Raw genomic sequence first — 26,057 nt, 5'->3', positions numbered from 1 at the left:
AATGCAAGAATTAGCAAACAATAAAAATTCAGCTGCTACGATAATGTCAAAACCAGAAGAAGAATATCAGCTTCATCAATTAGCGTGTCCAGTTCGTGTGATTTTTGTTCGTTTCTTTGATATTATTTTAACGAGTTTAATTCCCTTAGTATTAACTTTAACGATGAAGTATTGAGATCAAGCTCGAACAATTTGAGCGCTTATTTTAGTTATTGCTGTTACTTTTGTTCTTTTCTTTCTTTATTTTGTTCTTATTCCTTATTTTTGAGATGGTAAAACAATTGGAAAATTTTGTTTTCAAATTAAATTAGTTACGAGTGAGACAAAATTAAAGTTAGCAGTTATTTTTACCCGTGAATTATTTATTACATTTTTACCTTGATTTGTTGTTTTATTGACAAATTTAAGTTTAAATTTAATTTTTGAAATTAGTTTAAGTGATTTGTTTCGGACAACTAATAAAAATCCAATTGCATTAATTATTATTCGAACTATCACAACAATTTATTTTTTATGATACTTTGGTTTAATTTTTGGTTTAGTGTTAAATCCAAATCATCAAATTTTATTTGATCGTCATTTTCATTTATTTACTGTCAAGAAAAAACCAATTCCTAAAAAAGCACCAACAATACCAAAAGAATTAATAACAAGAAAAACAAAACATATTCATTTACAAGAAAACCAACCAGGAAATATTTCTGATGAAATTTTAAAAGAAATTGATGAATTATAGGGTAAAATGTAATTGTTTGTAAAGAAAGGCAGAATATCATGGTCAATGAATTTATTGAAAGTTTAAATCCAAATCAACGCGAAGCTGTTTTAACAATTACTGGACCAGTGCGAATTATTGCTGGAGCTGGAAGTGGCAAAACACGCGTTATTACTAACAAAATTGCATATTTAATTAAATATGCTAATTTGCAACCATGACGCATTTGTACTGTTACATTTACTAATAAAGCTACTAATGAAATGAGAGCCCGTATTGTTGAGATGATTGGAAATAGTGGTAGTGGCCAGCGGCGTTGTATGATTGCAACTTATCATGCCCTATGTGCTCGTATTTTACGAGAAGATATTATTCATTTAAATTATGATCGTCATTTTAATATTATTGATATGGCAAACCAAGATAGTATCATTCGTAATATTTATAAAACATTACCTATGAAATATGATGCACAAGAAGCAAAAATGGTGAAGAATTTTATTTCGAAATGAAAAAATGACTTTATTAGCCCTAATAGTGCAAAAGCATCAGCAAATGGTGATGAAATGCGATGAGCAGAAGTTTATGACACTTATGAAAAACGTTTACGAGAGATAAATAGCGTTGATTTTAATGATTTAATTTTATTAACATATAAGTTATTTAAAAATAATGGAGAAGTATTAAAAAAATGACAAAATCGTTTTGATTATTTTTTAGTTGATGAATTTCAAGATACCAATGAATTGCAATTTGATATTATTAAATGATTAGTCGGTGATAATCACAATATTACTATTGTTGGGGACCCTGATCAAACAATTTATTCGTGACGGGGAGCAAAAATTAATTTAATTTTAAATTTTGATAAATATTTTCCGCATACACAAACAATTTTTTTAAATGAAAACTATCGGTCAACACAAAGCATTTTATCATTAGCTAATAATTTGATTATTCATAATAAAAATCGGATTGAAAAAGATTTATTTACTATCAAAACTTCAGGGCAATTACCAATTTTATATCACGGTGCTAATAGTAGTGATGAAAGTTATTTTGTAGCTGGTAAAATTAAAACTTTAATTAAAGAAGAAAATTATGCTTATAATGATATTTTAATTTTATATCGTGCCAATTACTTATCACGTGATTTAGAAACGGCCCTTGCTGATTATGGTCTTTCATATCGTATTTTTGGGACTTTTAAATTTTATGAACGAAAAGAAATTAAAGATGCACTTGCTTTTTTAAAAATAATTATGAATAATGATTCTTTAGCCATTGAACGGATTTTGTTGTTAACACCAAAAATTGGTCCAAAAGCATTTGAACAAATTATGCAAATATTAAAAGAGCAACAAATAATGTTTACAACATTACTAGAGCAACATTTTGATTTATTGCCATTAAATCTTCAACATAGTTTAAATAAAGTGCGAGAAGCAATTGTCCTAGCATTAACACAATTACCAACTGCTAAATCAGTTGAAAGTTTATTAGTTCTTCTCTTAAATAAAACAGGTTATTTGCAGCGTTTACGAGATAACTATGAAGAAGAACGAGAAGAAAATATTTTAGAATTAATTGCGTCAGTTGGTAAATTTGATCAGCAAAATAAGGAATTAGCAGGAACAGAATTATTAAGTGAATATTTACAATTAATTTCATTACAAACTGATAGTGATAGTGATAATTTAACTGATAATACTATTTCTTTAATGACAATTCATAATGCAAAGGGATTAGAAAAAAAGGTTGTTTTTATTGTTGGTTTAAATGAAGGAATCTTTCCAACAACACAAGCTATTAAAATGGGAACTGAACAATTAGAAGAAGAGCGTCGAGCCTTATACGTTGCCATTACAAGAGCAGAAGAATTGTTGTTTATTAGTTATGCTGATGGTTATTCATATATTACAGGTAATGAACGCTTTGAATCACGATTTATTAAAGAGTTAGATAACGATTTTTATGAAAAAGTTAATAGCGAAAGATTGTTTAGTAAGCAAAAGTCAATTACTATTTTTTATAATAATCAAAGTGAAAAACAATCACGAACTGTCTTTAATCTTAATAAAAACATTGAATCAGCTTTTAAAACTAATCCATGAAAAGTAAATGATATGGTTAGTCATGAATTATTTGGAATTGGAGTTGTTGTTAAAATTATTGCGCAAAATGTCCAAATTGTTTTTTCGCATCCTTATAATGTCAAGATTATTTCAGCAGATAGTCAAGCAATTAAAAAAGTGGAATCATAAAAGAAAATAACAATACCAAATATTTGAAATTTTTATTTAAAAACATAAAAAATTGTTTAGGGATAATATACTTATTTTTGTTTTTTTTGATATAATGAGTTAGTATATTTTAAAGGAGGAAATCTAATGGCATCATTTAAAGCTGTTATCGCTGATCCTGTTGGGATGCATGCACGTCCAGCAGCATTAATTGTAGGAGAAGCAGGAAAATACCAGTCAGATATTACTATTTTCTCAGGAGGAAAAACTGGTAACTTAAAATCAATCATGACTATTATTGCATTGGGAATTTATCAAGGTGCAGAAGTAGAAATTGTTGCAAGTGGTTCTGATGAAGACGCTGCAATTGCAGAGATTGAAAAAGTAATGAAGGATAACAAGGTTATTTAGGGTAATTTTATTAAATATACAAAAATTAAAAAATAATAGATTTATCTATTATTTTTTTGTATATTTTTGTTACTTGTTTCTTTCTTAGTATTTTTTTAAGGAAAAATTATTATATAATAATGAGGAGGTGAATGAAATGGTAATTCTTGCAATTGAGACAAGCTGTGACGAAACTAGTATTGCTATTTTTAAGAATGGAAAAATTTTAGCAAATATTATTTCATCACAAATTAAGGAACATACAAAATACGGTGGAGTTGTGCCAGAACTTGCTTCGCGGTTACATTTAAAAAACTTTTCTTATGTTCTACTTGAAGCTTTGCAAAAAGCTAATATTCATATAACAGAATTACAATACATTGCATATACAGCAAAACCTGGTTTAATTGGAGCACTACATATTGGGAAAACAATAGCAGAAACATTGTCTAATTATTTAGAAATTCCAATTTTACCTTTAAACCATTTATATGGTCATATCTATGCTAGTGCAATCGAAAATGATTTTTTATTTCCTCTTTTAGCAGTGCTAGTTAGTGGTGGCCATACTCAGTTAATATTAATGAAAAAACATTTGAATTTTGAAATTTTAGGCTCATCATTAGATGATGCAATTGGTGAATGTTATGATAAGGTTGCTCGAATGCTGGACTTAGGGTATCCGGGCGGACCTGTTATTGATAAGCTTGCAGCGACAGGAACAACAACACAATATCACTTACCACTATCATTAAATGATCAAAGTTATAATTTCTCTTTTAGCGGATTAAAATCAGCTGTAGCTAATTTAATTGCAAAAGAAGAACGTAATACTAAAATTAACTTGTCTAATTTTTGTGCGACATTTCAAAAAACATGTGTTGATATTATTATGCGAAAAACAAAATTAGCAATTCAAAATTTTCAGCCGCAAATGGTTACGTTAGTCGGTGGAGTTTCAGCTAATAGCGCATTACGAGCAGCAATTTTAAATTTAGCAACACCAAATTTAAAAATAGTTATTCCAAAATTAGAATATTGTACTGATAATGCTGCAATAATTGCTCGCTTAGCAGCACAAGAACTACTGGAAAATAACATAAAAGGAGATTAAATAAAATGGCATCATTTTTATCAAAATTAGAAACATTCGATTCAAAGAATTTTACTAAAAAAGAAAATGAAATTATTAAATATATTAAAGAAAATATGAAGGAAGTAACAACAATGAATATTGAAGTTTTAGCACAACAAGTAAATACTGGTTATAGTGCAATATATGGTTTGTTACGAAAAATGCAGATTAATGGTTATCGAGACTTTTTAATTGCGATTGCTGCTGATATTGAAATTAAATCATTAGATTTTGAAAATATGGAGAGTCTAATGAAGAAAACATATTTTGATATTCTTAATCAAAATGATACGATGATTGATAATAAAAAGATGAATCAAACAATTAATGCAATTAAAAAAGCATATCGAATTTTTGTAATTGGGATGGGTTCAACAAATGCATTGTCACAAACATTAGCGCTAGAATTATATTGTTTTGGTTTTAATGCTTTTAATCTAAATGAAAATGAAGAAGACTTAATGGTTCGTTCTCGGATTATGAATAAAAATGATTTAATTCTAGCTTATTCATTATTTGGTAATAATGAAGCAGTTAACAAAGCATTAACAATTGCAAAAGAAAAAGGAGTAACGATTGTAGTAATTTCTGGGAAAGATATGTCAAAAGCAGTTAAATTAGCAAATTGGTCGCATATTATTTCAACCCCAAATCAACGAGTAAATGATCATAAAATTTATGTTAATAAATTATTACCTTGAATGTATTTTACTGATGATTTAATTAATAAAGTCTGGTCATCAGATATTGTTGATAAAGATTTTGTAATGGCTCAACAAGATAATCGTTGAAATTATTAAAACAATGGATAATATTTCAATTCTCTCAAAATTATCAATGATTCAAGGAACTTGCACAAAAAAAGAAATTAAAATTGCAAACTATATTTGTGAAAATATTCATAATATTCGAAACCTTAAAATTGAAGGTTTATCAAAAGCGACTGGAATCGGTTATTCATCAATTTATTCTTTAATTAAAAAGTTAGGCTTTATTGGTTATCGTGATTTTATTATTGCAATAGTTGCAGAACAAGAACGTTTAGAAACCAATAATTTGCATTTAGATGAAACAGAAAGTATTTTTTTATATTATCAAGATATGCAAGAGCGTAATCAGCAAACTTTTGATGATGTTAAGTTTTTAAACACAGTTACCTTTTTAAAAAAGCGAAAGGAATTTATTTAGCTGGTTTAGGAATTTAATCTTTAGCAGTAAAAGAACTAGCTACCCGTTTATTTAGTTTTGGCTTTACTTGTAGTTTGTTGGTAGAAAATGAAAATAATATTATTACTCGTGCCAGTTTGATCTAACCAGATGATTTATTAATCTGTGTAAGTTTAGAATGAAAAACAATGGCTGTAATAGCAGCAGCTAAGGAAGCCAAAAATAATGGGGTAAATGTAATTGGTGTTACATCAAAATATAATTCGGATTTATCAAAATATACTGATATTATGCATACTGTTGTTTCTTCAACTTTATATGAAAAAAATGAAATTTTTATTTCTTCTTTATTACCATTAATATATTGAAATGATAATTTAATTAAAGCGCTTTTATCTATTAATAAAGAGCACCAATATTTAGAAAATCGGATTAAAAGTAATAAAATTTTAAAAAATATTGTTAAAATTAAAGGAACTAATGTTCCTTTTTATTTTTTATAGTACAATATAAATTAATTATAAAAAATGTTAAGAGGGAATGAAAATGACACCACATATCAATGCTAAACAAGAAGAAATTGCTGAAACAGTTTTAATGCCCGGAGATCCATTACGAGCAAAGTTTATTGCGGAAACTTTTCTCGAAAATATAAAATTAGTGAATGAAATTCGAAATATGTTTATGTACACCGGAATTTATAAAAATAAAACAATTACAATTGCTGGAAGTGGAATGGGATGTCCTAGCATTGGAATTTATTCATATGAATTATTTAAATTTTATAATGTTGATAATATTATTCGAATTGGTTCAGCAGGTAGTTATGATGCTGCACTAAAGATTTATGATATTGTTAACGCAACAGCAGCTTATGGCGAAAATAATTATGCTAGAATTGTAGCAGGAATAGAAGATAATGTTTTAAATTTTTCACAACATCTTTTTGCAACAATTGAAGGAGTTGCTAAAGCAAAACAAATTAAAACTTTTCCTGGAATTGTTCATTCATCTGATGTTTTTTATCGTAAAAATGATGATGATTGAAAAAAATAAAGCCAAGTATAAGACAGTATGTGTTGAAATGGAAGCATTTGCTTTGTTTGCAAATGCCTTAGCATTAAAGAAAAATGCAGCAACATTATCAACAATTTCTGATTCCTTTATTACTGGTGCTGTGACAACAGCAGCTGAGCGGCAAAATAATTTTTACCAAATGGTATAATTAGCATTAGAAAGTGCAATTAAATTATAAAAGAAAAAAGGAGAAAAAATATGACAACAGTTTTAGAGTTATACCAAGATCAAGTTAAAGATCAAAGTGAAGTTACAATTTTGGGGTGAGTTCGTTCTAATCGCAGTAGTGGTAAATTAGGTTTTTTAGTTATGAATGATGGAACAGTTTTTAATAATGTGCAAATTGTTTATAAAGCGGAGCAACTTGCTAATTTTTTAGCAATTAGTAGTTTACGAATTTCATCAGCAATTAAAGTAGTTGGAAAGTTTTGTGTAACAACATCTGCCAAACAACCATTTGAAATTCAAGCATCCGTAATTGAAATTCTTGACGAGGCAAGTGAAGATTATCCATTACAAAAAAAAGAGCATTCTTATGAATATTTACGTGAAATTGCTCATTTACGTGCAAAAACAAACACTTTTAATGCGGTGTTCCGAATTCGTAGTAGTAGTTCTTTTACAATTCATGAATTTTTTAATAAAAACAATTTTATTTATGTTCATACACCAATCATTACCGGAAATGATGCTGAAGGTGCTGGCGAATCATTTATTGTAACAACAAGAACTGATAATAATTATAATGAAGATTTTTTTGGGAAAAAAGCTAGTTTAACTGTTTCAGGTCAACTTCATGCTGAAGGATTTGCACAAACTTTTCGAAATGTTTATACTTTTGGTCCAACATTTCGTGCTGAAAATTCTAATACAACAAGACATGCTGCTGAATTTTGAATGATTGAGCCTGAAATTGCTTTTATTGACCTGGAAGAAAATATGACATTAATTGAAAAAATGATTAAGCATATTATTAATTATTTATTTATTAACAACCATTATGAACTTGACTTTTTAAATAGTAATGTTGATGATAAATTATTGGAAAGATTAAAAAGTGTTTTAAATGATGAATTTGTTTATTTATCATATACAAAAGCAATTGAAATTTTGCAGAAAGCTGTTACAAAAGGTCAAAAATTTGAAAATCCAGATATTTTTTGAGGAATGGATTTACAAACTGAGCATGAAAGATATTTGTGTGAAATAAAAACAAAAAAACCAACCTTTTTATTTAATTATCCGAAAGAAATTAAAGCATTTTATATGAAAATTAATGATGACAATAAAACAGTTGCTGCGTGTGATTTACTAGTACCAGGAATTGGAGAATTAGTTGGCGGTAGTGTTCGTGAAAATGATTATGATAAAATTGTTAGTCGTTGTAATGAACTAAAAATTCCAACGACAGATTTACAATGATATATTGATTTACGAAAATATGGTTATTATAAAAGTGCAGGTTTTGGCTTAGGGTTTGAACGTTTTATCATGTTTGTGACAGGAATGACAAATATTCGTGATGTGATTCCCTTTCCACGTACGCCGCGAAACTTATTATTTTAATTTGATGCATATAAAAATTTTATTTAATTATAAAATTTTTTTTGTTATAATTTTAGCATTGCATAGATAGGGGACATAAAATATTTAACTTAGTTACTTATGATAATATGAAAGGAACATATATAAATTAACGAAGTTATTAAACAATTACGAATTCATAAAGGATTAACTCAACGTGAATTAACCAAAATGTCAGGGTTACAATAATCGACTATTTGTCGAATTGAAAAAGATTGTTCAAAAACAAGTTGAAATAAAATTTTAAAATTACTTCTTACACTAAAATTAGATGTTAAAAAATTTATTGACAAATTATATACATACAATGAATACAAAGTATATGAATTTTTATCATTAATTATTGATAACCCCAAAATTCGTAAAGAGCTTGATCAAAATCCACGATTATTAGCATTAAAAGTATTACGAATTTTTACTAATTAAGAAAAAAGTTAGATAATTTTGTCTTACCATGCAGTTGAATTAACTATGAAAATAAAATAAAGACCTAACAGGTCTTTTGTGTTTTAATAAACGGTTTAATAAAAAAATGATATAATAATGCTATATATTAATTATTAATTATAGCAATGTGAGGAATAAAAAATTGATTTGAAATTATTATTTTATCTTTGATGGTAACGGTAAAGAACAAAATTTACAATGTATTTGTAAAACAGCTACTGATGCAGAACGAACGTTAGAAGATTGTTATTTAGATAACAAATATAATGCAGATATTATTAAAGCAATTTCATTTTGTTTAATATTTACATTTGATAGTACAACTGATAATTACGAACTAAACAAGCAAGGAACAGAAGGCTTTATTAAAAAGTTACCAATTTGTCAATAATGTAATCGTGTTAAAAGCAAATTAGCTCGTTATCAACTTTGTTCAGAATATGAAAGTGAATTAGTTGGTTTGGAAATTTTTCAATGTGATTTATGTAAAAAACATCGTCTTGTTTGAGATGATTTTAATCGCGAATTATTTTGAAAATTATTAGTAAATAATAAAGAATATATAATTTGTTTTAAATGTGCTGCACAAAATTTTCAAAAGGATACAAAAACAGAAGGAATGAAAAGATAGTGAATACAATTAAAAATTTATATATTGTTTTTTACACTGATAATGCTGATACTCCTGACCAAGGGAAAGTTGTTAAAGTTTTTACTGATAGTGAACTAGCAAGAAAATATTTGTTAACAAAAGTTAATTTAAATGGAAAAAAATTACAAAGGATAATAAATGAATTTTAAAAGTGTATGGTTATGTTGGATCTAATTATTCTTATGAATATTCGAAATGAGAAACAACTCAATTTAAAAATATGGTTGTTAATTGTATCCATTGTCATCAATATTTTTTACGAGAAAATAATGCCAATATGTGTGATAAGTGTTTAGGACAAGTGAGACAGGGCTTAAAAGAATGTGAAGTTTGTCATATTTTTTTAATCCAGTTGGGATTAAATTTGTTTCAAATGGTGATGTTTTTCCCTCTTTAGCTTGCCAAGAATGTTCACAAATATTATTACATAATATTAATTATTAGGAGGTTTTTTATGTTAAAGTGAAATACTAAAATTTTATTTTATGTACAATTAAGTTTTTTTTAATTACTGATTTAGTGTTAGCAATAATTAGTCCACAACCTCAATTTCGTGATTTAGGATATGCAGAACGAGTATCAAATTATTATTCGTTTTTTACAACGCAAACTAATTATATTGTTGCTGTTTATTTTTTCATTTATTTAAAAACAAGTTTAAAATTCAAAGTCCTAGTTATTTAATTAAATTAACTGTGACAACATATATTACAATTACAATGGTAGTTTTTTGACTTGGAATTTTTATAAGTACACAAGATGTTAATCAATACAATGTATATGCTTGAATGTCGACAATTGTTTTGCACTTAGTAATTCCAATTAGTATGATTATTAGTTATATTTTAACAGCCGGAACTTTTGAATATAATTTAAAACAACATTATAAATTAGCATTATGATTAATTTTAATTTATCCAGTTTGTTATTTTATTATAATTTTAATTCAAGGAACATTGCGTCATTTAGATAAGAGACCACCTGATACTTGATATCCTTATTTTTTTCTTAATGTTTTTCAAGAATGGGGATGATTAATTTTAACTTTTTCTTTTATTTGTATTTTAACCTTATTAATTGGTTTACAATATTTATATATTTTTTAAAATAATAAGTTAGATTCTAAATATCAAAGCGAAACATTAAACAAACGTGTAAATGAAAAAATATTTGGAATTAGTGAAAAAGGGATGACATTACATAAAAAAGATGTTTTTATCCCACAATCAGTGTTAAATGTTTTTAAAAATGATTTTTCTGAAGAAGGAAAATATGATTAGCAAAAAATAAAGTGTTAAGTTAAAAAACTTGACTCTTTTTTAATTTCAGGTATTATATAAAGGATGTTAAGTTTTATAGTTTAACATGAACGCAGAATTAGAAAGGAAATTATTAATGGTAAAATTACGTTTAAAAAGAATAGGCAAAAAGAAATCAGCATTCTACCGAATTGTTGCAACAGATGCTCGTGTCAAACGTGATGGAAAATATATTGAGTTAATTGGAACATATAATCCTATTAATGGTGATGTGAAAATTAATCATGATCTTGCTTACAAATGATTATTAACAGGAGCACAACCAACTGATACTGTTCGTAATTTGTTAAGTAAAGAAGGTTTAATGACTAAATTGCATAATGAAAAATATGCTGCTAAAACAACAAAGAGTACAAAAGAAAAGGCAGCAACAGATGCCAAAAAATAGTTGTAATTAAGTGTGGTGTTAATTAATGTATATTACTAAACTTAAAAATTTAATTAATCCGTTAATTTGTCAGAATGATAATGAATTATATTATGAAATTCGTCAAATGCCATCGACAAACGTAGGAGAAATTAATTTATTAGTAATGTATAATGAAGAAGTGTTAGGATATGTTGTTGGTAAAGCAGGAATAATTGCTAATAGCTTAAGAACTTTATTAAATATTAGAGCACATGTTGATCAAAATAAAGTTAATATTAAGTTTGAGGTTTTATAGATGGAAAATTTGTTAAAAATTTTTAAACTTAAAAAGCCCCATGCAATTAAAGGCGAACTTAAAGCAACTTTATTAATAAACATTAAAAATATAAATAAATTGCTTAATAAATTAATGTTTATTCAAGTTCAAATGATGTATACGCCAGTAACATTAATTAAAATTACTGCTACTAAGCAAGATTATATTTTAAAGTTTAAAGAGTTTACTAATATTAATGAGGTAATAGCTTTTAAAGAATGCTATTTATTTGCTCAAAAAGCAAATTTGAATTATACAGAAGTTATTAATCAGGAAAATTTAATTAATTTTACAGTCTTTCATAATCAAAAAAAAATTGGGATTTTAGTAAATCAATTTGAAACTAAGGCACATCTTGTTTTTGAAATTAAAACAACAGATGGTACATTAATGATGATTCCAAATGTTGATGCATATGTTGAACAAGTTGATCTGCAACAAGAAGAAATTATTTTAAAAAAGGTGATTTAAAATGAAAAAGTTTACAGTGTTAACTTTATTTCCAGAAATGTTCAATAATTTTATGACAACATCAATTATTAAAAAAGCACTTTATGAAAAATTAATTGCAATTAAAATTGTTGATATTCGTGATTATAGCATTGGCAAACATCAACAAGTTGATGATTACCAATATGGTGGTGGTGAAGGAATGGTTTTAATGATTGAACCATTAGTAGCAGCGATTAAAGCTAACCAAACAAAAGATAGTGTAACAATTTTGTTAACACCACAAGGTAAGCAATATGTGCAAGAACAAGTGCAACAATTTGCAGCAAATGATAATGATTTAATTTTAGTTTGTGGACATTATGAAGGCTTTGATGAAAGAATTTTATATTATATTGATTATGAATTATCAATTGGTGATTATATTTTAACTGGCGGTGAATTAGCTAGTATGGTTGTAATTGATAGTGTTACTCGTTTATGTAAAAATGTAATTAATACACAATCACATCTCAATGATTCTTTTTCTAACAATCTATTAGATTATCCTGTTTATACAAAACCAGTTGAATATGATGGCCATTATATTCCTGAAATTTTATTAAGTGGTCATCATCAGAAAATTGACCAATGACGAGAATATGAAGCATTAAAAAAAACTTGATTAAAACGTCCCGACCTTTTAGAAAAAAAAATTTTAACCACAGAACAACAAATATTATTAGAAAAAATTAAAAACGAAAAAAAGGTTTAACGACCGTAGAAAGGAAAAAACAGTTATGAAGATGAATTTAACAGAAGAAATTACAAAAAATCAACTTCGTAGTGATTTGCCACAATTTTCTTCAGGAGATACAATTAAAGTACATTATAAAATCCAGGAAGGAAATAAGTTTAGAATTCAAGCTTTTGAAGGAGTAGTAATTAAGTTACAAGGTAGCGGAATTGCAAAATCAGTTACAATTCGTAAAATTAGTAATGGAGTTGGCGTTGAAAGAAAATTCCCTTTACATTCGCCATTAATTGATAAGATTGAAATTGTAAAATATGGACGAGTTCGTCGTGCTAGAATTTATTACATGCGTAATCGAACTGGTAAAGCTGCTCGAATTAAAGAGATTATTAAAACAAAATAACCCTAAAAGACTGATAAAGTCTTTTTAATTTGTATTAAAATAATAACACAAGGAGGAAACACAATTATGTGTGATAAGAAATTTTCAATTCCCAAAGAATTTATTAAAAATAATAAGAGGGTTTATAAACTTGCTGAAGCAGCTGATGTTATTATTGAAGTAGTTGATGCAAGAATTGCACATTCTGGTGCTAATCTTTTAAATTATGCGAAATTAAATGATGTGAAAAGAATAATTTTATTTTCAAACACACAAAAAGCTGATGTTGAGCAAACAAAAAAATGAATGGAATATTATCATAGCCAAGAAATTTATTGTCAAATGTTATTATGTCATGAAGAGCAAACTAGTAAAGAATATCAGCGGTGTTTAGCTAATTTTAAGAAACTTTTAAAAAAGTATGCTAATAAGAAAATATTAATTATTAGTTTACCAGATAGTAATAAAGAACTTTTATTAGAAAAAATATTTGATAATAATGAAACATTTGAAAAAGGAAGAGGAATATTTTTTAGCCGTGAAAAAATTTATCGTTATAATAATGTTGAATTTATTGACACAGTACCAATTACAGGGATTAATTTTTCTCAACCAGATGTTTATTGAAATACACAAATTTTAGGACTTTTTAAAATAGAGGATAATACAGAAATAGTAGCAATTAAAGCATTCCAATTGTTATTAACAAAATATCAAAAAAAATTAGAAACAGCATATAGTGTTCGAATTCAACCAAAATCATCAGTAAAACAAATTGTTAAAGAATTTATTAAATTAATGACAACAAATTTATCTTTACCTGATAGTGAAACAACCGATAATTTACTTCTATGTGCTAAATTTTTAGAAGATATTAAAAAAGAAAAGAAAATTCCCGCAATTTCATTGGAATGAGTTGAAGATTATGTTAAATAATTTTTATTTAAAATGATAAAAATTATTAAAAAAAGATTAAAAGGAGGAAAATAAAATGACAACAAATATTCATTGGTTTCCTGGCCATATGGCAAAGGCAATTAAACAAATTGATGAGCAAAGTAAATTAATTGATTTAGTAATTGAAATTGTTGATAGTCGAATTCCGTTTTCCTCTTCAAATCCATTGGTTGATAACTTACGTGGTTTAAAACCAAAGTTAATTATTTTAAATAAAAAAGATTTAGCGGACCCAGTTGCCTTCAAGGCATGACTTGAATATTACCAATCTCAACAGATTGCTGTTTTACCATTAAATAGTAAGCATGGCAATATTACAAAATTAATTATTGAAAAAATTTATTTTGTTTTAGCTGATAAAATTGAACGTGATCAAAATAGAGGAATTAAATCATCAAAACTAAAAGTAATGGTAATTGGTATTCCTAATGTTGGAAAATCTACTTTTATTAATGCTTTAATAAAACAAAATTCAACTCGAGTTGGTAATAAACCAGGTATAACAAAAGGCCAACAATGATTAAAATTAAATCATCAAATTGATTTAGTTGATACTCCGGGAATTTTATGGCCTAAAATTAATGAGCCACAAGTAGCAATGAATTTAGCTTTTACACGGTCAATCAAAGAAGATATTTTACCAAAAGAAGAAATTTGCTTAGCTGCAATAAAATGAATGCATAAATATTATTTTTCTTTGTTAGCGAAGCAATATCATCTTTTACCAAGTGATAATTTTGATATAACAGATGAACAAAAACTTTTTGAATTATTATTAGTAATGCAACAAAATCGTTTTCATAAAGTTGATGAATATAATGTTAATAATATTGTTACTGATTTTTTAAATAATTTATGAAATAATAAGTTTGGTTTAATGTCTTTTGAGTTTCCACCTGGAAGAGGAACAATTAATTATGAATAAATTTGAACAAGAGATTTTAATGTCATATCCTAATACAACAATTATGGCAGGAGCTGATGAAGCTGGCCGCGGGTGTTTAGCAGGTCCTTTAGTTGTTAGCGCTGTTATTTTACCGCTAAATTATGTTAACGATGAAATTAAGGATAGTAAAAAATTAACACTAAAGCAACGAAGTAAATTAGCAGATGAAATTATGTCTATTGCAATTAGTTATACGATTGAGATTATTTCTGTTGCAATGGTTGAAACTTTGAATCCCAAGCAAGCAAGTATTATTGGTATGCAACAAGCAATTGATAATTTAATGGTTAAACCAGATATAATTTTAACTGATGCAGAAAAGTTAGGACCATCTTATCATCACCAAGCAATTATTAAAGGAGATAGTCTTTCACAATCAATTGCGGCAGCTTCAATTTTAGCAAAAGTAACAAGAGATAATTTAATGCTCAAATTTGATCAAAATTATCCACAATATGATTTTAAAAATAATAAAGGGTACGGAACCAAAAAACATTTATTAGCATTACAAGAATTTGGAATTATATCATTGCATCGGAAAACTTATCGTTCTGTTCGTGAAGCTATGTTAAAAAATAATGTTAATTATAAATAAAAATAATAAAAGTAAAACTGTTAATATTATATTTCTTATATTAAGAAAATTCTAATTATTAAATAGAAAGGAATTAATATGCGTCAAGTTTTGCTTTTTTTTTGCTTTAAAATATGATGGGGACTGACTTAAAATTTATCAAGCCTTAGAAACAAAAGAAAAAATTGCTTATGAAGATTTAATTAATATTGAAACTAAAATAACATGTCGTTATGTTACTATTATTGATCGTAAATATCCAAAATCATTATGCAATATTTATCGACCTTCCTTTGTTTTATTTTATGTTGGTGACTTGGGTGTTTTAAATGGTCAAAAACATAAATTAGCAATTTGTGGAACAACAGCACCAAATAAAAGAGGAATAATGACAACTAAGATGTTAACAAAGAAAATATTAAAGCGAAAAATAACTTTAATTGTTACTTCAGAACCAGGCATTAATGAATGTGTGGTTAAAAATCTTGGTAATGGAAGTAGTATTTTAATTCTTAAAAATTTAAATGATTATGAACAAATAACAAAACAATATCCTAATACAAAATTTCAAATCATTATTGCTGAAGTATACCAAAATAATGTTAATAAAAGTCAGTATGAACTTTATCGGATTATGTCAGGATTGATGGATGGTGTTATCATTGTTCAATCAAGTTTAGATGATGAAACACATCGAATTGTGTCATTGGCTAAACATGATGAGAAAGAAGTTTTTTGTTTTCCAGCTCAAATTACTGTTGCTAATAAAAACAATGGTTTTATTAAAGACGGAGCGCAATTAGTAGAAAATGTTGATGACATTTGTGGGAAATTATAATTTTGTAAAGGAACATAGATTAATTTATGTAATCATGTTAACAAATAAAAAAAATAAAAATAAGAATTCATTTTTAACAAAAATGTATAATGTATATACCATATACATTTTTTATTTATGCAAATTATTTTAAACTCTTTTCACAAAAAAATAACTCTATGAGATGGTAATTAAAATTTATAATTATTTAATTAAATTACCTAATTAAAGTTTTATAAATTATCTTGCATTAATTTTAAGAATAAGTTATAGTTAACGTGTGATAAAAAGATAAAATGCTGATATATGTTAGTATTATGGACTAATGTTTCTACATCTTACCGTCATTAAGATACTATAGGGCATAATTTTTTTTGTTTTATTTTCGTAAATTTAACAAAAATAATTTGCATAACCTATTTCGCACATTAGCAATGATAGTTTATGCTTTTATTTTTTTATTTTGTAAAGGAGAATAACAATTGTGCAAATAGACAAATTAGAATTATATCTACCAGAGGATAAAATTCAAAATAAAATTAAGGATTATGCGGAAAAATTAAATAAATTATACGAAGGTAAAACATTATATTGTATTGGTTTACTAAATGGAGCATTATTTTTTATGAGTGATTTGTTAAAACAACTTAAAATTCAAATTGTGATTGATACAATGAGTATTTCAAGTTACATTGGAACTCAGTCAACAAATAAACTTACTATTTATAAGGATATTTCAAAAGATATTACTGGACAAGATGTTTTATTAATTGAAGATTTGATTGATACTGGTAAAACGTTATCGGCTGTCATTGAACAAATTCAAGCAAAAAAACCAAATAGTTTACGAGTAGTTTGCTTAGCAGATAAAATTGCTATGCATCCAAATTTTAATTATCCCTATGATGCACTATTTATTGTTCCAAATGAGTTTATTGTTGGTTATGGTTTTGATTATAATGACCAATTTCGACAATTATTAAATGTATACATATGGAGAGGTGAATAAATGAAAACAACAAATAAAATTATTATTTTAGATTTTGGGTCACAATACACTCAATTAATTGCCCGTCGGATCCGTGACTTAGAAGTATATTGTGAAGTATGACCATATAATACAGCATTAAAAAAAATTAAAACAACACCAATGAAAGGAATTATTTTATCAGGTGGGCCTGCTTCTGTTTATACAGAAGATGCATTTTTAATTGATAAACAATTGTTTGAATTAAAAGTTCCTGTTTTAGGAATTTGTTATGGAATGCAATTAATAAGTCATTTACATGGAGGGACAGTACAACGAGCAACAAAACAAGAATTTGGTTTTTCAGAATTAATTATTGATAATCAAGAAGATTTATTTGCGAACATCCCTGTTAAATCACAAGTGTGAATGAGTCATGCTGATCATATTGAAGGCATTCCAACAAATTTTATTAAAATTGCTCATAGTGAAAATTCAATTAGTGCAATTAAACATTCAGAAAAGAAAATTTATGGTTTACAATTTCATCCAGAAGTAACCCACACTTTAATTGGCCAACAATTATTAAGCAATTTTGTTTTTAACATTTGTGGTTGTGACCCAAAATGAAAAATTACAGAGTTTATTTCAGCAGCAACAACTGAGATTAAGAATAAAGTTGGAACTGATAATGTAGTTTTAGCATTATCAGGTGGTGTTGATTCTAGTGTTTGTGCAGTTTTATTACATAAAGCAATTGGAAAACAATTAACATGTATTTTTGTTGACACCGGATTATTACGCCAAGATAGTGGATGAAATGATTTACAAAAATTTCAAGAAAAATTTAAATTAAATATTATTAAAATTAATGCGCAAGAAAGATTTTTAACTGCTTTAAAGGGAGTTACTAATCCAGAAGAAAAGCGAAAAATTATTGGAAATTTATTTATTGAAATTTTTAATGAAGAAGCAATAAAAATTAAAAATGTTAAATGATTAGGACAAGGAACAATTTATCCAGATGTGATTGAATCTGTCTCAGTGAAGGGACCATCTGCCACAATTAAATCGCATCATAATGTTGGGGGATTACCAAAGGATTTACCATTTCAATTAATTGAACCATTACGTGAATTATTTAAAGATGAAGTTCGCCGAACTGGTGAATCATTGGGCATTGATTCTAAATTTGTGTATAAGCATCCATTCCCAGGACCAGGTTTAGCAGTCCGAATTATTGGTGAAATTACCGCAGAAAAAGTAGCTTTATTAAAAGCAGCTGATCAAATTTTTATTGATGAATTATATCAGGCAAATTTATATGATCAAGTTGCACAAGCATTTGTTGTTTTATTACCTGTTCAGTCAGTTGGTGTAATGGGCGATGTACCAACATATGGATATACTGCTGTTGTGCGCAGTGTTGATACAACTGATTTTATGACAGCAAATTGAAGTTGGCTGCCATTTGAATTATTGGAAAAAGTATCAGCTCGAATTGTAAGTGAAGTTCATGAAATTAATCGAATTACTTATGATATTACATCAAAACCACCAGGAACAATTGAATGGGAATAAAAAAATATTAATAATTTTTTACATTAATATTAAAAAATGTTATCATTATTTGCAGGAATGTTGAGGTACAAAATGCAAATTGGTTTGACGAAAGAATTTGAAGTTTTTTTACAAAAAAAGAAGATTCTTTTTGATATCTTTAATATTCTACAAAATAAAAAAATAATTAATGTTAATAATGCAATTTACTAGTTAGTAATAATTTACAAACTAGTTTTTTTATGCAATTTTAAAAAAGAAGGAGAAAAAATAATGGAAAAAGAACAAACTACTTTAATTGAAAATAATATTAAATTATTATTAGGTCCGCATGATCGCCCAAAAAGCTTTTTGCAATGGTCAATTTTAGTATTACAGCATGTTTTTGCTATGTTTGGTTCAACGGTGTTAGTACCATTAATTATTAATCAAACAGCTGGAGTTGAAGTTATGAACATTGCAATGGCCTTGTTTTGTTCAGGGGTTGGAACATTAATTTATATTGCAATTACCGCTGCAAAAGTACCAATGTATTTGGGAAGTTCGTTTGCATATATGGGAGCAATGGGAGTGTGTTATCCTTTGTATGGCAATGCGGTTTTTATTGCCGTAATGATGGTTGGTGTTATTTATATCACTTTTGGAGTATTAGTATATTTTATTGGTAATAAATTTTTAGAACAAATTCCCCAGCAGTAATTGTTGGACCATTAATTATTATTATTGGAATGTCTGTTGCCCCAAGTGCAATTAATAATGCTGGTTTTAATCCAACTGCTTGAAAGCAACCTTATTCACATTGGATTGGGATTGGAATTGCTATTTTTACCTTTTTAGTAACAGCAATTATCGCTTTGAAATGTAAAGGATTTGCTAAGGTACTTCCAGTCATTATTGGTGTTGTCGCAGGATATTTATTATGTGTAATTCTTCATTTCGCAATTGGAACAGAATATCAAATTTTAGATACATCAAAAATTACTGACCCAAGTCAATGGCAATGATATCCATCGTTTAAAAAAATTTGAGATTTAAAAGCAAGTAATATTGGGCCAGCTATTTTAGCAATTAGTCCCTTGGCAATTATTGCGATTGCTGAACATATTGGTGATCATATTAGTATGGGGCAAATCACAGGAAAAAATTTTGTTAAAGACCCTGGAATGCATCGGACATTAGTTGCTGATGGAGTTTCAATTATTTTTGATGGTTTAGTTGGTGGACCAGCAAATACAACATATGGTGAAAATGCTTCAGTAGTTGGGATGACACGAATTGCTTCGGTATGAGTAACAAGATTGGCTGCCTTGTTTGCAATTGGATTATCATTTATTGCTCCAGTGAATCAATTAGTACAAATGTTGCCAGCACCAGTAATGGGCGGGATTAGTATGATTATGTTTGGTTTGATTGCTACAAACGGAATTCGAGTGTTAATTAATTAGGCGCTGTGTAGATATAAACGGCAAATTTATATCTTGTTAAGTTAATAATAAAATATTTTTGATAAATTGCAACAACTTTTTCAGAAAAAATTAAATTTTTGTAATTTTATCTTATTTTATTCATATTTAAGCACACTAAAAAATAATTTATTAAATTTTAACTAATAAATTTATTTAAAATTTTGTAAAAACATTGTCTTTGCACTTAGTCAATTTAAACATGGTCGGAGTTTATCATTTATAACATTAACTACTCAATCTATCATTTTTTGACTAATATTATTAAAATCAATTCCCTTAGAAAGTCAATATCTAAATTCACCGTTCATATGCTCAATTAATGGTTTTTGTTGTGGTTTACCGGAGTCACAAAAATAAACTTGTGTCTCAGCAAATATTTCCATTTCTTTTCATTTACTAAATTCTTTTCCACGATCTGTTATTATTCCTTTAATTTTTCCAATTAAATTATTATTTTTAGCAATATCTTTAAATTTTTCTAAAACTTCATTAGCAGTATTATTTTTTAATTTCATTACAAAATAATTTTTACTTGATTGTTCTACTAAAACTAAATTACTAGATTGATGGTCTTTTCCTACAACAGTATCCATTTCAAATCATCCAACATTAGAAACTTTATTTTCAATATCTCAAATTGATTTAAAGTTGGTTAATTTACCACGATTATCAGTTTTTCCTTTTGTTTTATATTTTTTACCACGATGGGGTAAATTTTCTTTTTTTAATCCAAATTCACCTAAGCGAATTCATTTATACAATGTTTTAACACAAGCAGGAAATTTAACACCAAACTCCAAGAAATAACGATAAATTAATTGTTCGGGTGTATCGTGGTATTTATTAAATCTTATTTTAATAAAATATAACTGCTCTTTTGTAAATTTAGGTAGTTTTTTAATGCATTTTTTACGTTTTTGTTTATAATCTTTTTGTGCTTGATATGGATTATAATCTTGTATATTTTTAAATCGATTTATTTCTCTTTTAACAGTATTAACTCCACGACCCGTTTGTCGTGATATTTCAGATAAATTAATTGTGCCATTTTTCTTTTTACAAGTATCAGATAATAATAAATCTTTAAATAAATATCGTTCATCAAATATTAAATGTTTAAATTTTCTCATTTTTATACAAATTCCTTTCATTTTTTCTTATAATGTATTATCTTTAAAATAAAGAGGTCAATAAATATGCAAGAATTTAGTAAAATTAATAACAAAAAACGAATTACTAGTTATAAACATTTAAATAAAAAATATGATTTAAATTTTAGTGACTATAATTTTGGTTTTGATTGAGAAGTATTTAAAGACTTTGTTGGAGATAGTTATGCCCGATATTTTACTTCGCCAACTTTTTTTAAGTTTGTTTCAGCGGGGCGTGGTACTAATAAAACATGAAATCATTTAGCAGAAAAATTATTTTTTGCTTGTAATTTTACCGATGCTTCATCTAATATTCTACGAAGATATGCCAACACTCACGAAGATACTACATTTGGCGATACAATTAATGTCTGTAACTATTTATATGATAAATATGGGATTGATATAGGACCCGACAATGAAAATGGTATTGTTTGACCTAAAAATGTTAAAGAAGGTGGCGAAATTGTTTTTCCTAGTGGTGTTCGCATTGCTTTTGCGGGTTATGCAAATGGTAATAAAATTATGGGAAAAGTTGGTAAAGGTAGCGGTATTATATCAGCATGGACAGATGAAATGATACATGCTGAAGAAAAAGAAATTTTAACTGATAAAGAACTAGATAAAAGATATAATAATTTAAGAGTTTCAATGTTTCGTTCTAAAAGTTTAAAAGTATCTTATGAAAAATATACTGATGAAAATGATAATGAACAATATAATTTAGATAATCCTATTCCAGTAAAAGAATTATCTTGGACATTTCAAGAATGAGACAACATAGCAAAACAATACATAATAGTAACAACATATTTTCATAAAACATATTCTAATCAATTTACTTTTAATCCTTTTGATAAATACCATGTCTTTTATGAAAAATTTGTAACGCCATATTTACCTTTAAATGAAAGGATTAAAAATATTTTAAAAGAACACAATCAAGTATATTCAGAAAACAAACAAGCATTTAATGGTTTGGGTATTTTTAATTTACGATTAACAATGGGTGCTGTTTGAAATAAAATACCTAATATTACTAAAAAACTTGTTTTAACAAACAAAGAAGAACGGCCTGATTTATTTGAACTTGAATACTACGGATTTGAATATAACGATAATGACCCCAGTATTTATGTTTTACGAAATTATCGTAAATATATTAAAGAATATAATTTACAAGATTTTTATAATCCAAATACAAAACAATATCAATTTGATAGTTATTCAATTGGCGTTGATTATGCTAATGGTAGTGAAGACCACACGGTGTTTTTATTTAGTGGTTATAAAATTAATGAAAATAATGAATATGATAAATATTTAATTGAAGAAAATGTTGTTACACCAAAAAATTCCATGAATTTAAACGAAATAGTTGAACATTACGGACAATGAATAATTAATACATTTGATAAATTTGATGGTTTTGAATATGCTACATTTCATTATGATATTAATGCACACGACTTTATGCAAAAATTACAAGAAGATATTTACCCTTATTTAGGCTATAAAATTAAGATGTTTAAAGCCAAAAAACATCAGACATCTTTTAATAAAGAAGCAGGTATAATCAATCGCGTAACATGAATAAGAAAAATGTTTGTTCAAGGCAAAATATATGGTATTTTAGATAAATTTCCATTTTTAGATAAGTGCATTAGTGAACTAAGATTTAGTGATACCAAAACAAACACACCCAATAGTAAAATGTACCACGACCCATACGATGCTTTGTTTTATGGTTCTTATCCATATCGTTTTAAAATGGGATTATAACTAATTTTGTTATTGGGCGAGCGGTTGATTTTCTTAAATTTTTGTGATAAAATGACTTACAAGTTAAAAAAGATTTTGAGGTTCTTTCAAACAAATTTGGGAACCTTTATAAAATTCTTCGCTTAACGCTTAGAATTTTTCCCAAGTATTTTGAAAAGCGCGGCAAATTTTTTTTAAACTTTAAGGCATTTTTTACAAAATTATAAAAATCACCGCGAGCCCAGATTAGTGTAATATAACTAGGATAATAATCATATTTAACCTCCTTTCTAAAATATATTTAAAAAAAGTGCTTGTATATATATATATATATATATAATGTCAATAGATCTTGATAAAAAAGTTTCAAGATAAGAAAGGAAATTATAAAAATTGAAAAAACTTTTAAGTTTATTAAGTGTATTTACAATTAGCGTAAGTACTGTACCCACAACAATTGCCGCTAATCCTTATCAAAAAAAAGAAAATAATTTAGAAAATTTAATAATTAGAAATAAAAGACAAAATAATGAAAATAAAATTACTGGAATAACAAAAATTGTAATTACAACAAACGGGGGTATTTATTCTTCTGGTGTTGTCTTAAATAATAAAGTGTACTTTGGTTCATGAGATAATAATGTTTATGAATATAATCCAGCAACCGGACAACAAAAAATAGTTATTAATACAAATGGGGGTGTTGTTTCTTCTGGTGTTGTCTTAAATAATAAAGTGTACTTTGGTTCAGGAGATAATAATGTTTATGAATATGATCCAGCAACCGAACAACAAAAAATAGTTATTAATACAAATGGGGGTGGTGTTGTTTCTTCTGGTGTTGTCTTAAATAATAAAGTGTACTTTGGTTCATGAGATAATAATGTTTATGAATATAATCCTGCAACCGGACAACAAAAAATAGTTATTAATACAAATGGGGGTGTTGTTTCTTCTGGTGTTGTCTTAAATAATAAAGTGTACTTTGGTTCAGTATGAAATAATGTTTATGAATATGATCCAGCAACCGGACAACAAAAAATAGTTATTAATACAAATGGGGGTGTTGTTTCTTCTGGTGTTGTCTTAAATAATAAAGTGTACTTTGGTTCATGAGATAATAATGTTTATGAATATAATCCGGCAACCGGACAACAAAAAATAGTTATTAATACAAATGGGCGTATTTATTCTTCTGGTATTGTCTTAAATAATAAAGTTTATTTTGGATCTTATGATCATAAGGTATATGAATATGATCCAGAAACAGGAAGTCAAAAAATTGTTATAACAGCTGGTAGTGCAATTGAATCTTCTGGTGTTGTCTTAAATAATAAAGTTTATTTTGGATCTTATGATCATAAGGTATATGAATATGATCCAGAAACAGGAAGTCAAAAAATTGTTATAACAGCTGGTAGTGTAATTGAATCTTCTGGTGTTGTCTTAAATAATAAAGTGTACTTTGGTTCAGCGGATGGTAATGTTTATGAATATAATCCATTAGAATTAATTGAGTCTGATATTATTAATTTGCAAGAACAAATAAGAATAGGATCATATATATATTATAAAAAACAAAATATTAACTCTAATATTAAAAATATTTCTAGTATAAATTTAGATAATTTAAATTATATCGAAACAAAAGCAATTAAAACACTTTCAAAACAACAACAAAAAATATTATTGCCCTTTTATAATTATCACGAAGAAAAATTAAATACCTCAGAAAAGGAAATAATTTATAATTCTCCAGACGATGAGATAAGTGAAGAAATTACAAAATCAATTGAAATTCAAAAAGGATTAAGTATTACACAGGGAAAATCAGAAACAACAACTAAAACAACAGGAAATATAGGCAGTTTTGGAATAACTGTTGGAGTAGACGCTGAAGCAAAATTTTTTGGAAGTGGATTTAGATTATCTGGTGAAACTAGAACAGATTATAGTTTTTCAAATGAAAGTTCTTATTCTACAGAAATAACATTAGAAAATAGTTTTAATTCTTCAAATATAAGAAAAGAAGAAAAAAAAGGAATTAGTAAAAAAACAATTAAATCTCAACAAATTTCAATTGCCCCTAATAAAAAACTTATTTATAATAGTAAAATTTATAAGTATAATTGTGAAGATATTTGAAATTTAACAAAAAAAATTAATGGTTCAATTAGTGCATTAATTAATAAAAATAATAATTATGAAACATTAAATATTTCTATTAAAGAAATTATGATTTTATTGAAAGAAAATGATCTTTTGCCAAAAGAAATTACTATAAATAATCAAGATAATTCAATTACGTGAACAGGAAAAATTGTAACAAAATATACTTGTGGTTTTGAACAAGATTCTAGCAGTGAAACAAAAATAGTTAATTTATAAAAATGAAAAATATATTAACTTTTTTATGTACAATCACTTTAATTGGAACAAGTACAACAAGTTTAGTTTCTTGTAATACAAATATAACCGAAGAACAATTACAAGAACTAAAAAACAAAAAAAATATAAATACAAAAGACGGTATTTTAGAATGAATAGCACCACAAGAAAAACCATTTAATACAGTTGATAATAAATATTATTTTGTAGTGTGGCGTGGTGAAAAAACTGATGATTGAAGAATTATTAAATTTAAACACTCTGATTTGCAAGAAAAGATTTTAGATAGTTATAATAGATTTAAACTTAAACTAAAAATAGGTCTACATCCTTACCCAGATTTAGTTATTGATGTAAATATTTTTAATCATGAGTGATGAGAATTTAATATCAATATTTATTTTAAATCTGTTTATCGATGAAATTCATATTCACAAGAACCTAATTTAATAGTTAATAAAGGCGGTGTAATCCAAGTTAGTTAAAAAGT

Annotated in this window: 29 protein-coding genes, 1 pseudogene and 1 riboswitch; of the genes and pseudogenes, 29 read left to right on the top strand and 1 reads right to left on the bottom strand. The window is 26.6% G+C overall.

Features of this window, described 5'->3' with window-relative positions; all coding sequences use genetic code 4:
* The first annotated feature begins 1 nt into the window (after position 1).
* From ACZ91P_RS10770 to ACZ91P_RS10645, 26 genes and pseudogenes are all read left to right on the top strand, one after another.
* Positions 2–736 (top strand): RDD family protein, encoded by a 735-nt coding sequence (locus ACZ91P_RS10770; RefSeq protein WP_465155925.1) that lies wholly within the window; start codon positions 2–4, stop codon positions 734–736.
* A gap of 38 nt (positions 737–774) precedes the next feature.
* Complete coding sequence (locus ACZ91P_RS10765) at positions 775–2,979, top strand: ATP-dependent helicase (RefSeq protein ID WP_465155921.1); 2,205 nt, start codon at positions 775–777, stop codon at positions 2,977–2,979.
* A 126-nt stretch (positions 2,980–3,105) separates the two neighbouring features.
* Complete coding sequence (locus tag ACZ91P_RS10760; protein ID WP_465155917.1) at positions 3,106–3,369, top strand: HPr family phosphocarrier protein; 264 nt, start codon at positions 3,106–3,108, stop codon at positions 3,367–3,369.
* 136 nt (positions 3,370–3,505) lie between these two features.
* Entirely contained in the window at positions 3,506–4,462 is a 957-nt protein-coding gene (gene tsaD, locus ACZ91P_RS10755) for a tRNA (adenosine(37)-N6)-threonylcarbamoyltransferase complex transferase subunit TsaD (protein ID WP_465155913.1), read from the top strand.
* A gap of 5 nt (positions 4,463–4,467) precedes the next feature.
* Positions 4,468–5,283, top strand: a complete 816-nt coding sequence (locus ACZ91P_RS10750; RefSeq protein WP_465155909.1) for a MurR/RpiR family transcriptional regulator — start codon at positions 4,468–4,470, stop codon at positions 5,281–5,283.
* Positions 5,284–5,287: 4 nt separating this feature from the next.
* The gene (locus ACZ91P_RS10745) at positions 5,288–5,671 is read left to right on the top strand and encodes a MurR/RpiR family transcriptional regulator (protein WP_465155905.1); all 384 of its coding nucleotides are present in this window, start codon (positions 5,288–5,290) and stop codon (positions 5,669–5,671) included.
* Between the two features lie 167 nt (positions 5,672–5,838).
* Complete coding sequence (locus tag ACZ91P_RS10740) at positions 5,839–6,153, top strand: phosphoheptose isomerase family protein (protein ID WP_465155901.1); 315 nt, start codon at positions 5,839–5,841, stop codon at positions 6,151–6,153.
* Positions 6,154–6,196: 43 nt separating this feature from the next.
* Positions 6,197–6,875, top strand: a pseudogene (gene deoD / locus ACZ91P_RS10735) (purine-nucleoside phosphorylase).
* A gap of 50 nt (positions 6,876–6,925) precedes the next feature.
* Complete coding sequence (gene asnS, locus ACZ91P_RS10730) at positions 6,926–8,293, top strand: asparagine--tRNA ligase (RefSeq protein WP_465155897.1); 1,368 nt, start codon at positions 6,926–6,928, stop codon at positions 8,291–8,293.
* A gap of 607 nt (positions 8,294–8,900) precedes the next feature.
* Positions 8,901–9,149: a hypothetical protein gene (locus ACZ91P_RS10725; protein WP_465155893.1), complete on the top strand. Its 249-nt coding sequence runs from the start codon at positions 8,901–8,903 to the stop codon at positions 9,147–9,149.
* A 69-nt stretch (positions 9,150–9,218) separates the two neighbouring features.
* Positions 9,219–9,389: a hypothetical protein gene (locus tag ACZ91P_RS10720; RefSeq protein WP_465155889.1), complete on the top strand. Its 171-nt coding sequence runs from the start codon at positions 9,219–9,221 to the stop codon at positions 9,387–9,389.
* On the top strand, positions 9,389–9,559 hold the full coding sequence (locus ACZ91P_RS10715) for a hypothetical protein (RefSeq protein ID WP_465155884.1): 171 nt from the start codon (positions 9,389–9,391) through the stop codon (positions 9,557–9,559). Before ACZ91P_RS10720 ends, ACZ91P_RS10715 begins: the two co-directional genes overlap by 1 nt.
* A gap of 639 nt (positions 9,560–10,198) precedes the next feature.
* The gene (locus ACZ91P_RS10710) at positions 10,199–10,516 is read left to right on the top strand and encodes a hypothetical protein (protein ID WP_465155881.1); all 318 of its coding nucleotides are present in this window, start codon (positions 10,199–10,201) and stop codon (positions 10,514–10,516) included.
* A gap of 289 nt (positions 10,517–10,805) precedes the next feature.
* Positions 10,806–11,117, top strand: coding sequence for a 30S ribosomal protein S16 (gene rpsP / locus ACZ91P_RS10705; RefSeq protein WP_465155878.1), 312 nt, complete (start codon positions 10,806–10,808; stop codon positions 11,115–11,117).
* 25 nt (positions 11,118–11,142) lie between these two features.
* Positions 11,143–11,394, top strand: coding sequence for a KH domain-containing protein (locus ACZ91P_RS10700; RefSeq protein ID WP_465155875.1), 252 nt, complete (start codon positions 11,143–11,145; stop codon positions 11,392–11,394).
* Entirely contained in the window at positions 11,395–11,886 is a 492-nt protein-coding gene (locus ACZ91P_RS10695; protein ID WP_465155872.1) for a ribosome maturation factor RimM, read from the top strand.
* Position 11,887: 1 nt separating this feature from the next.
* Positions 11,888–12,619: a tRNA (guanosine(37)-N1)-methyltransferase TrmD gene (gene trmD, locus ACZ91P_RS10690; protein WP_465155870.1), complete on the top strand. Its 732-nt coding sequence runs from the start codon at positions 11,888–11,890 to the stop codon at positions 12,617–12,619.
* A gap of 25 nt (positions 12,620–12,644) precedes the next feature.
* Positions 12,645–13,001 (top strand): 50S ribosomal protein L19, encoded by a 357-nt coding sequence (rplS, locus tag ACZ91P_RS10685; RefSeq protein WP_465155868.1) that lies wholly within the window; start codon positions 12,645–12,647, stop codon positions 12,999–13,001.
* Positions 13,002–13,067: 66 nt separating this feature from the next.
* On the top strand, positions 13,068–13,916 hold the full coding sequence (locus ACZ91P_RS10680) for a ribosome biogenesis GTPase RsgA (RefSeq protein ID WP_465155866.1): 849 nt from the start codon (positions 13,068–13,070) through the stop codon (positions 13,914–13,916).
* 55 nt (positions 13,917–13,971) lie between these two features.
* A complete protein-coding gene (ylqF, locus tag ACZ91P_RS10675) occupies positions 13,972–14,862 on the top strand; it encodes a ribosome biogenesis GTPase YlqF (RefSeq protein ID WP_465155863.1) in 891 nt (296 codons plus the stop codon).
* Complete coding sequence (locus tag ACZ91P_RS10670; RefSeq protein WP_465155860.1) at positions 14,855–15,478, top strand: ribonuclease HII; 624 nt, start codon at positions 14,855–14,857, stop codon at positions 15,476–15,478. Before ylqF ends, ACZ91P_RS10670 begins: the two co-directional genes overlap by 8 nt.
* Positions 15,479–15,533: 55 nt before the next feature.
* Positions 15,534–16,295: a DNA-processing protein DprA gene (locus ACZ91P_RS10665; protein WP_465158981.1), complete on the top strand. Its 762-nt coding sequence runs from the start codon at positions 15,534–15,536 to the stop codon at positions 16,293–16,295.
* Positions 16,296–16,554: 259 nt separating this feature from the next.
* Positions 16,555–16,652, top strand: a riboswitch (purine riboswitch).
* A gap of 106 nt (positions 16,653–16,758) precedes the next feature.
* Positions 16,759–17,283: a phosphoribosyltransferase gene (locus ACZ91P_RS10660; protein WP_465155858.1), complete on the top strand. Its 525-nt coding sequence runs from the start codon at positions 16,759–16,761 to the stop codon at positions 17,281–17,283.
* On the top strand, positions 17,284–18,822 hold the full coding sequence (guaA, locus tag ACZ91P_RS10655) for a glutamine-hydrolyzing GMP synthase (protein WP_465155855.1): 1,539 nt from the start codon (positions 17,284–17,286) through the stop codon (positions 18,820–18,822).
* A gap of 252 nt (positions 18,823–19,074) precedes the next feature.
* Positions 19,075–19,500 (top strand): solute carrier family 23 protein, encoded by a 426-nt coding sequence (locus ACZ91P_RS10650; RefSeq protein ID WP_465155853.1) that lies wholly within the window; start codon positions 19,075–19,077, stop codon positions 19,498–19,500.
* A 29-nt stretch (positions 19,501–19,529) separates the two neighbouring features.
* Positions 19,530–20,246: a uracil-xanthine permease family protein gene (locus tag ACZ91P_RS10645; protein ID WP_465155851.1), complete on the top strand. Its 717-nt coding sequence runs from the start codon at positions 19,530–19,532 to the stop codon at positions 20,244–20,246.
* A gap of 170 nt (positions 20,247–20,416) precedes the next feature.
* On the opposite strand, the gene ACZ91P_RS10640 is transcribed toward ACZ91P_RS10645, so the two are convergent.
* Positions 20,417–21,397 carry an IS30 family transposase gene (locus ACZ91P_RS10640; protein WP_465155849.1) on the bottom strand — a complete coding sequence of 327 codons (981 nt, stop codon included), beginning with the start codon at positions 21,395–21,397 and terminating at the stop codon, positions 20,417–20,419.
* 66 nt (positions 21,398–21,463) lie between these two features.
* On the opposite strand from ACZ91P_RS10640, the gene ACZ91P_RS10635 reads away from it, so the two are divergent.
* The 3 genes from ACZ91P_RS10635 to ACZ91P_RS10625 all read left to right on the top strand — a co-directional run bounded on the left by ACZ91P_RS10635 (position 21,464) and on the right by ACZ91P_RS10625 (position 26,052).
* Complete coding sequence (locus ACZ91P_RS10635; protein WP_465155847.1) at positions 21,464–23,200, top strand: hypothetical protein; 1,737 nt, start codon at positions 21,464–21,466, stop codon at positions 23,198–23,200.
* 372 nt (positions 23,201–23,572) lie between these two features.
* Entirely contained in the window at positions 23,573–25,567 is a 1,995-nt protein-coding gene (locus tag ACZ91P_RS10630; RefSeq protein ID WP_465155845.1) for an outer membrane protein assembly factor BamB family protein, read from the top strand.
* 2 nt (positions 25,568–25,569) lie between these two features.
* Positions 25,570–26,052, top strand: a complete 483-nt coding sequence (locus tag ACZ91P_RS10625) for a hypothetical protein (protein WP_465155842.1) — start codon at positions 25,570–25,572, stop codon at positions 26,050–26,052.
* Positions 26,053–26,057 lie beyond the last annotated feature (5 nt).

This window comes from Spiroplasma endosymbiont of Halictus nicosiae (genome assembly GCF_978018445.1).
This window is presented reverse-complemented; position numbering and strand designations above follow the sequence as displayed.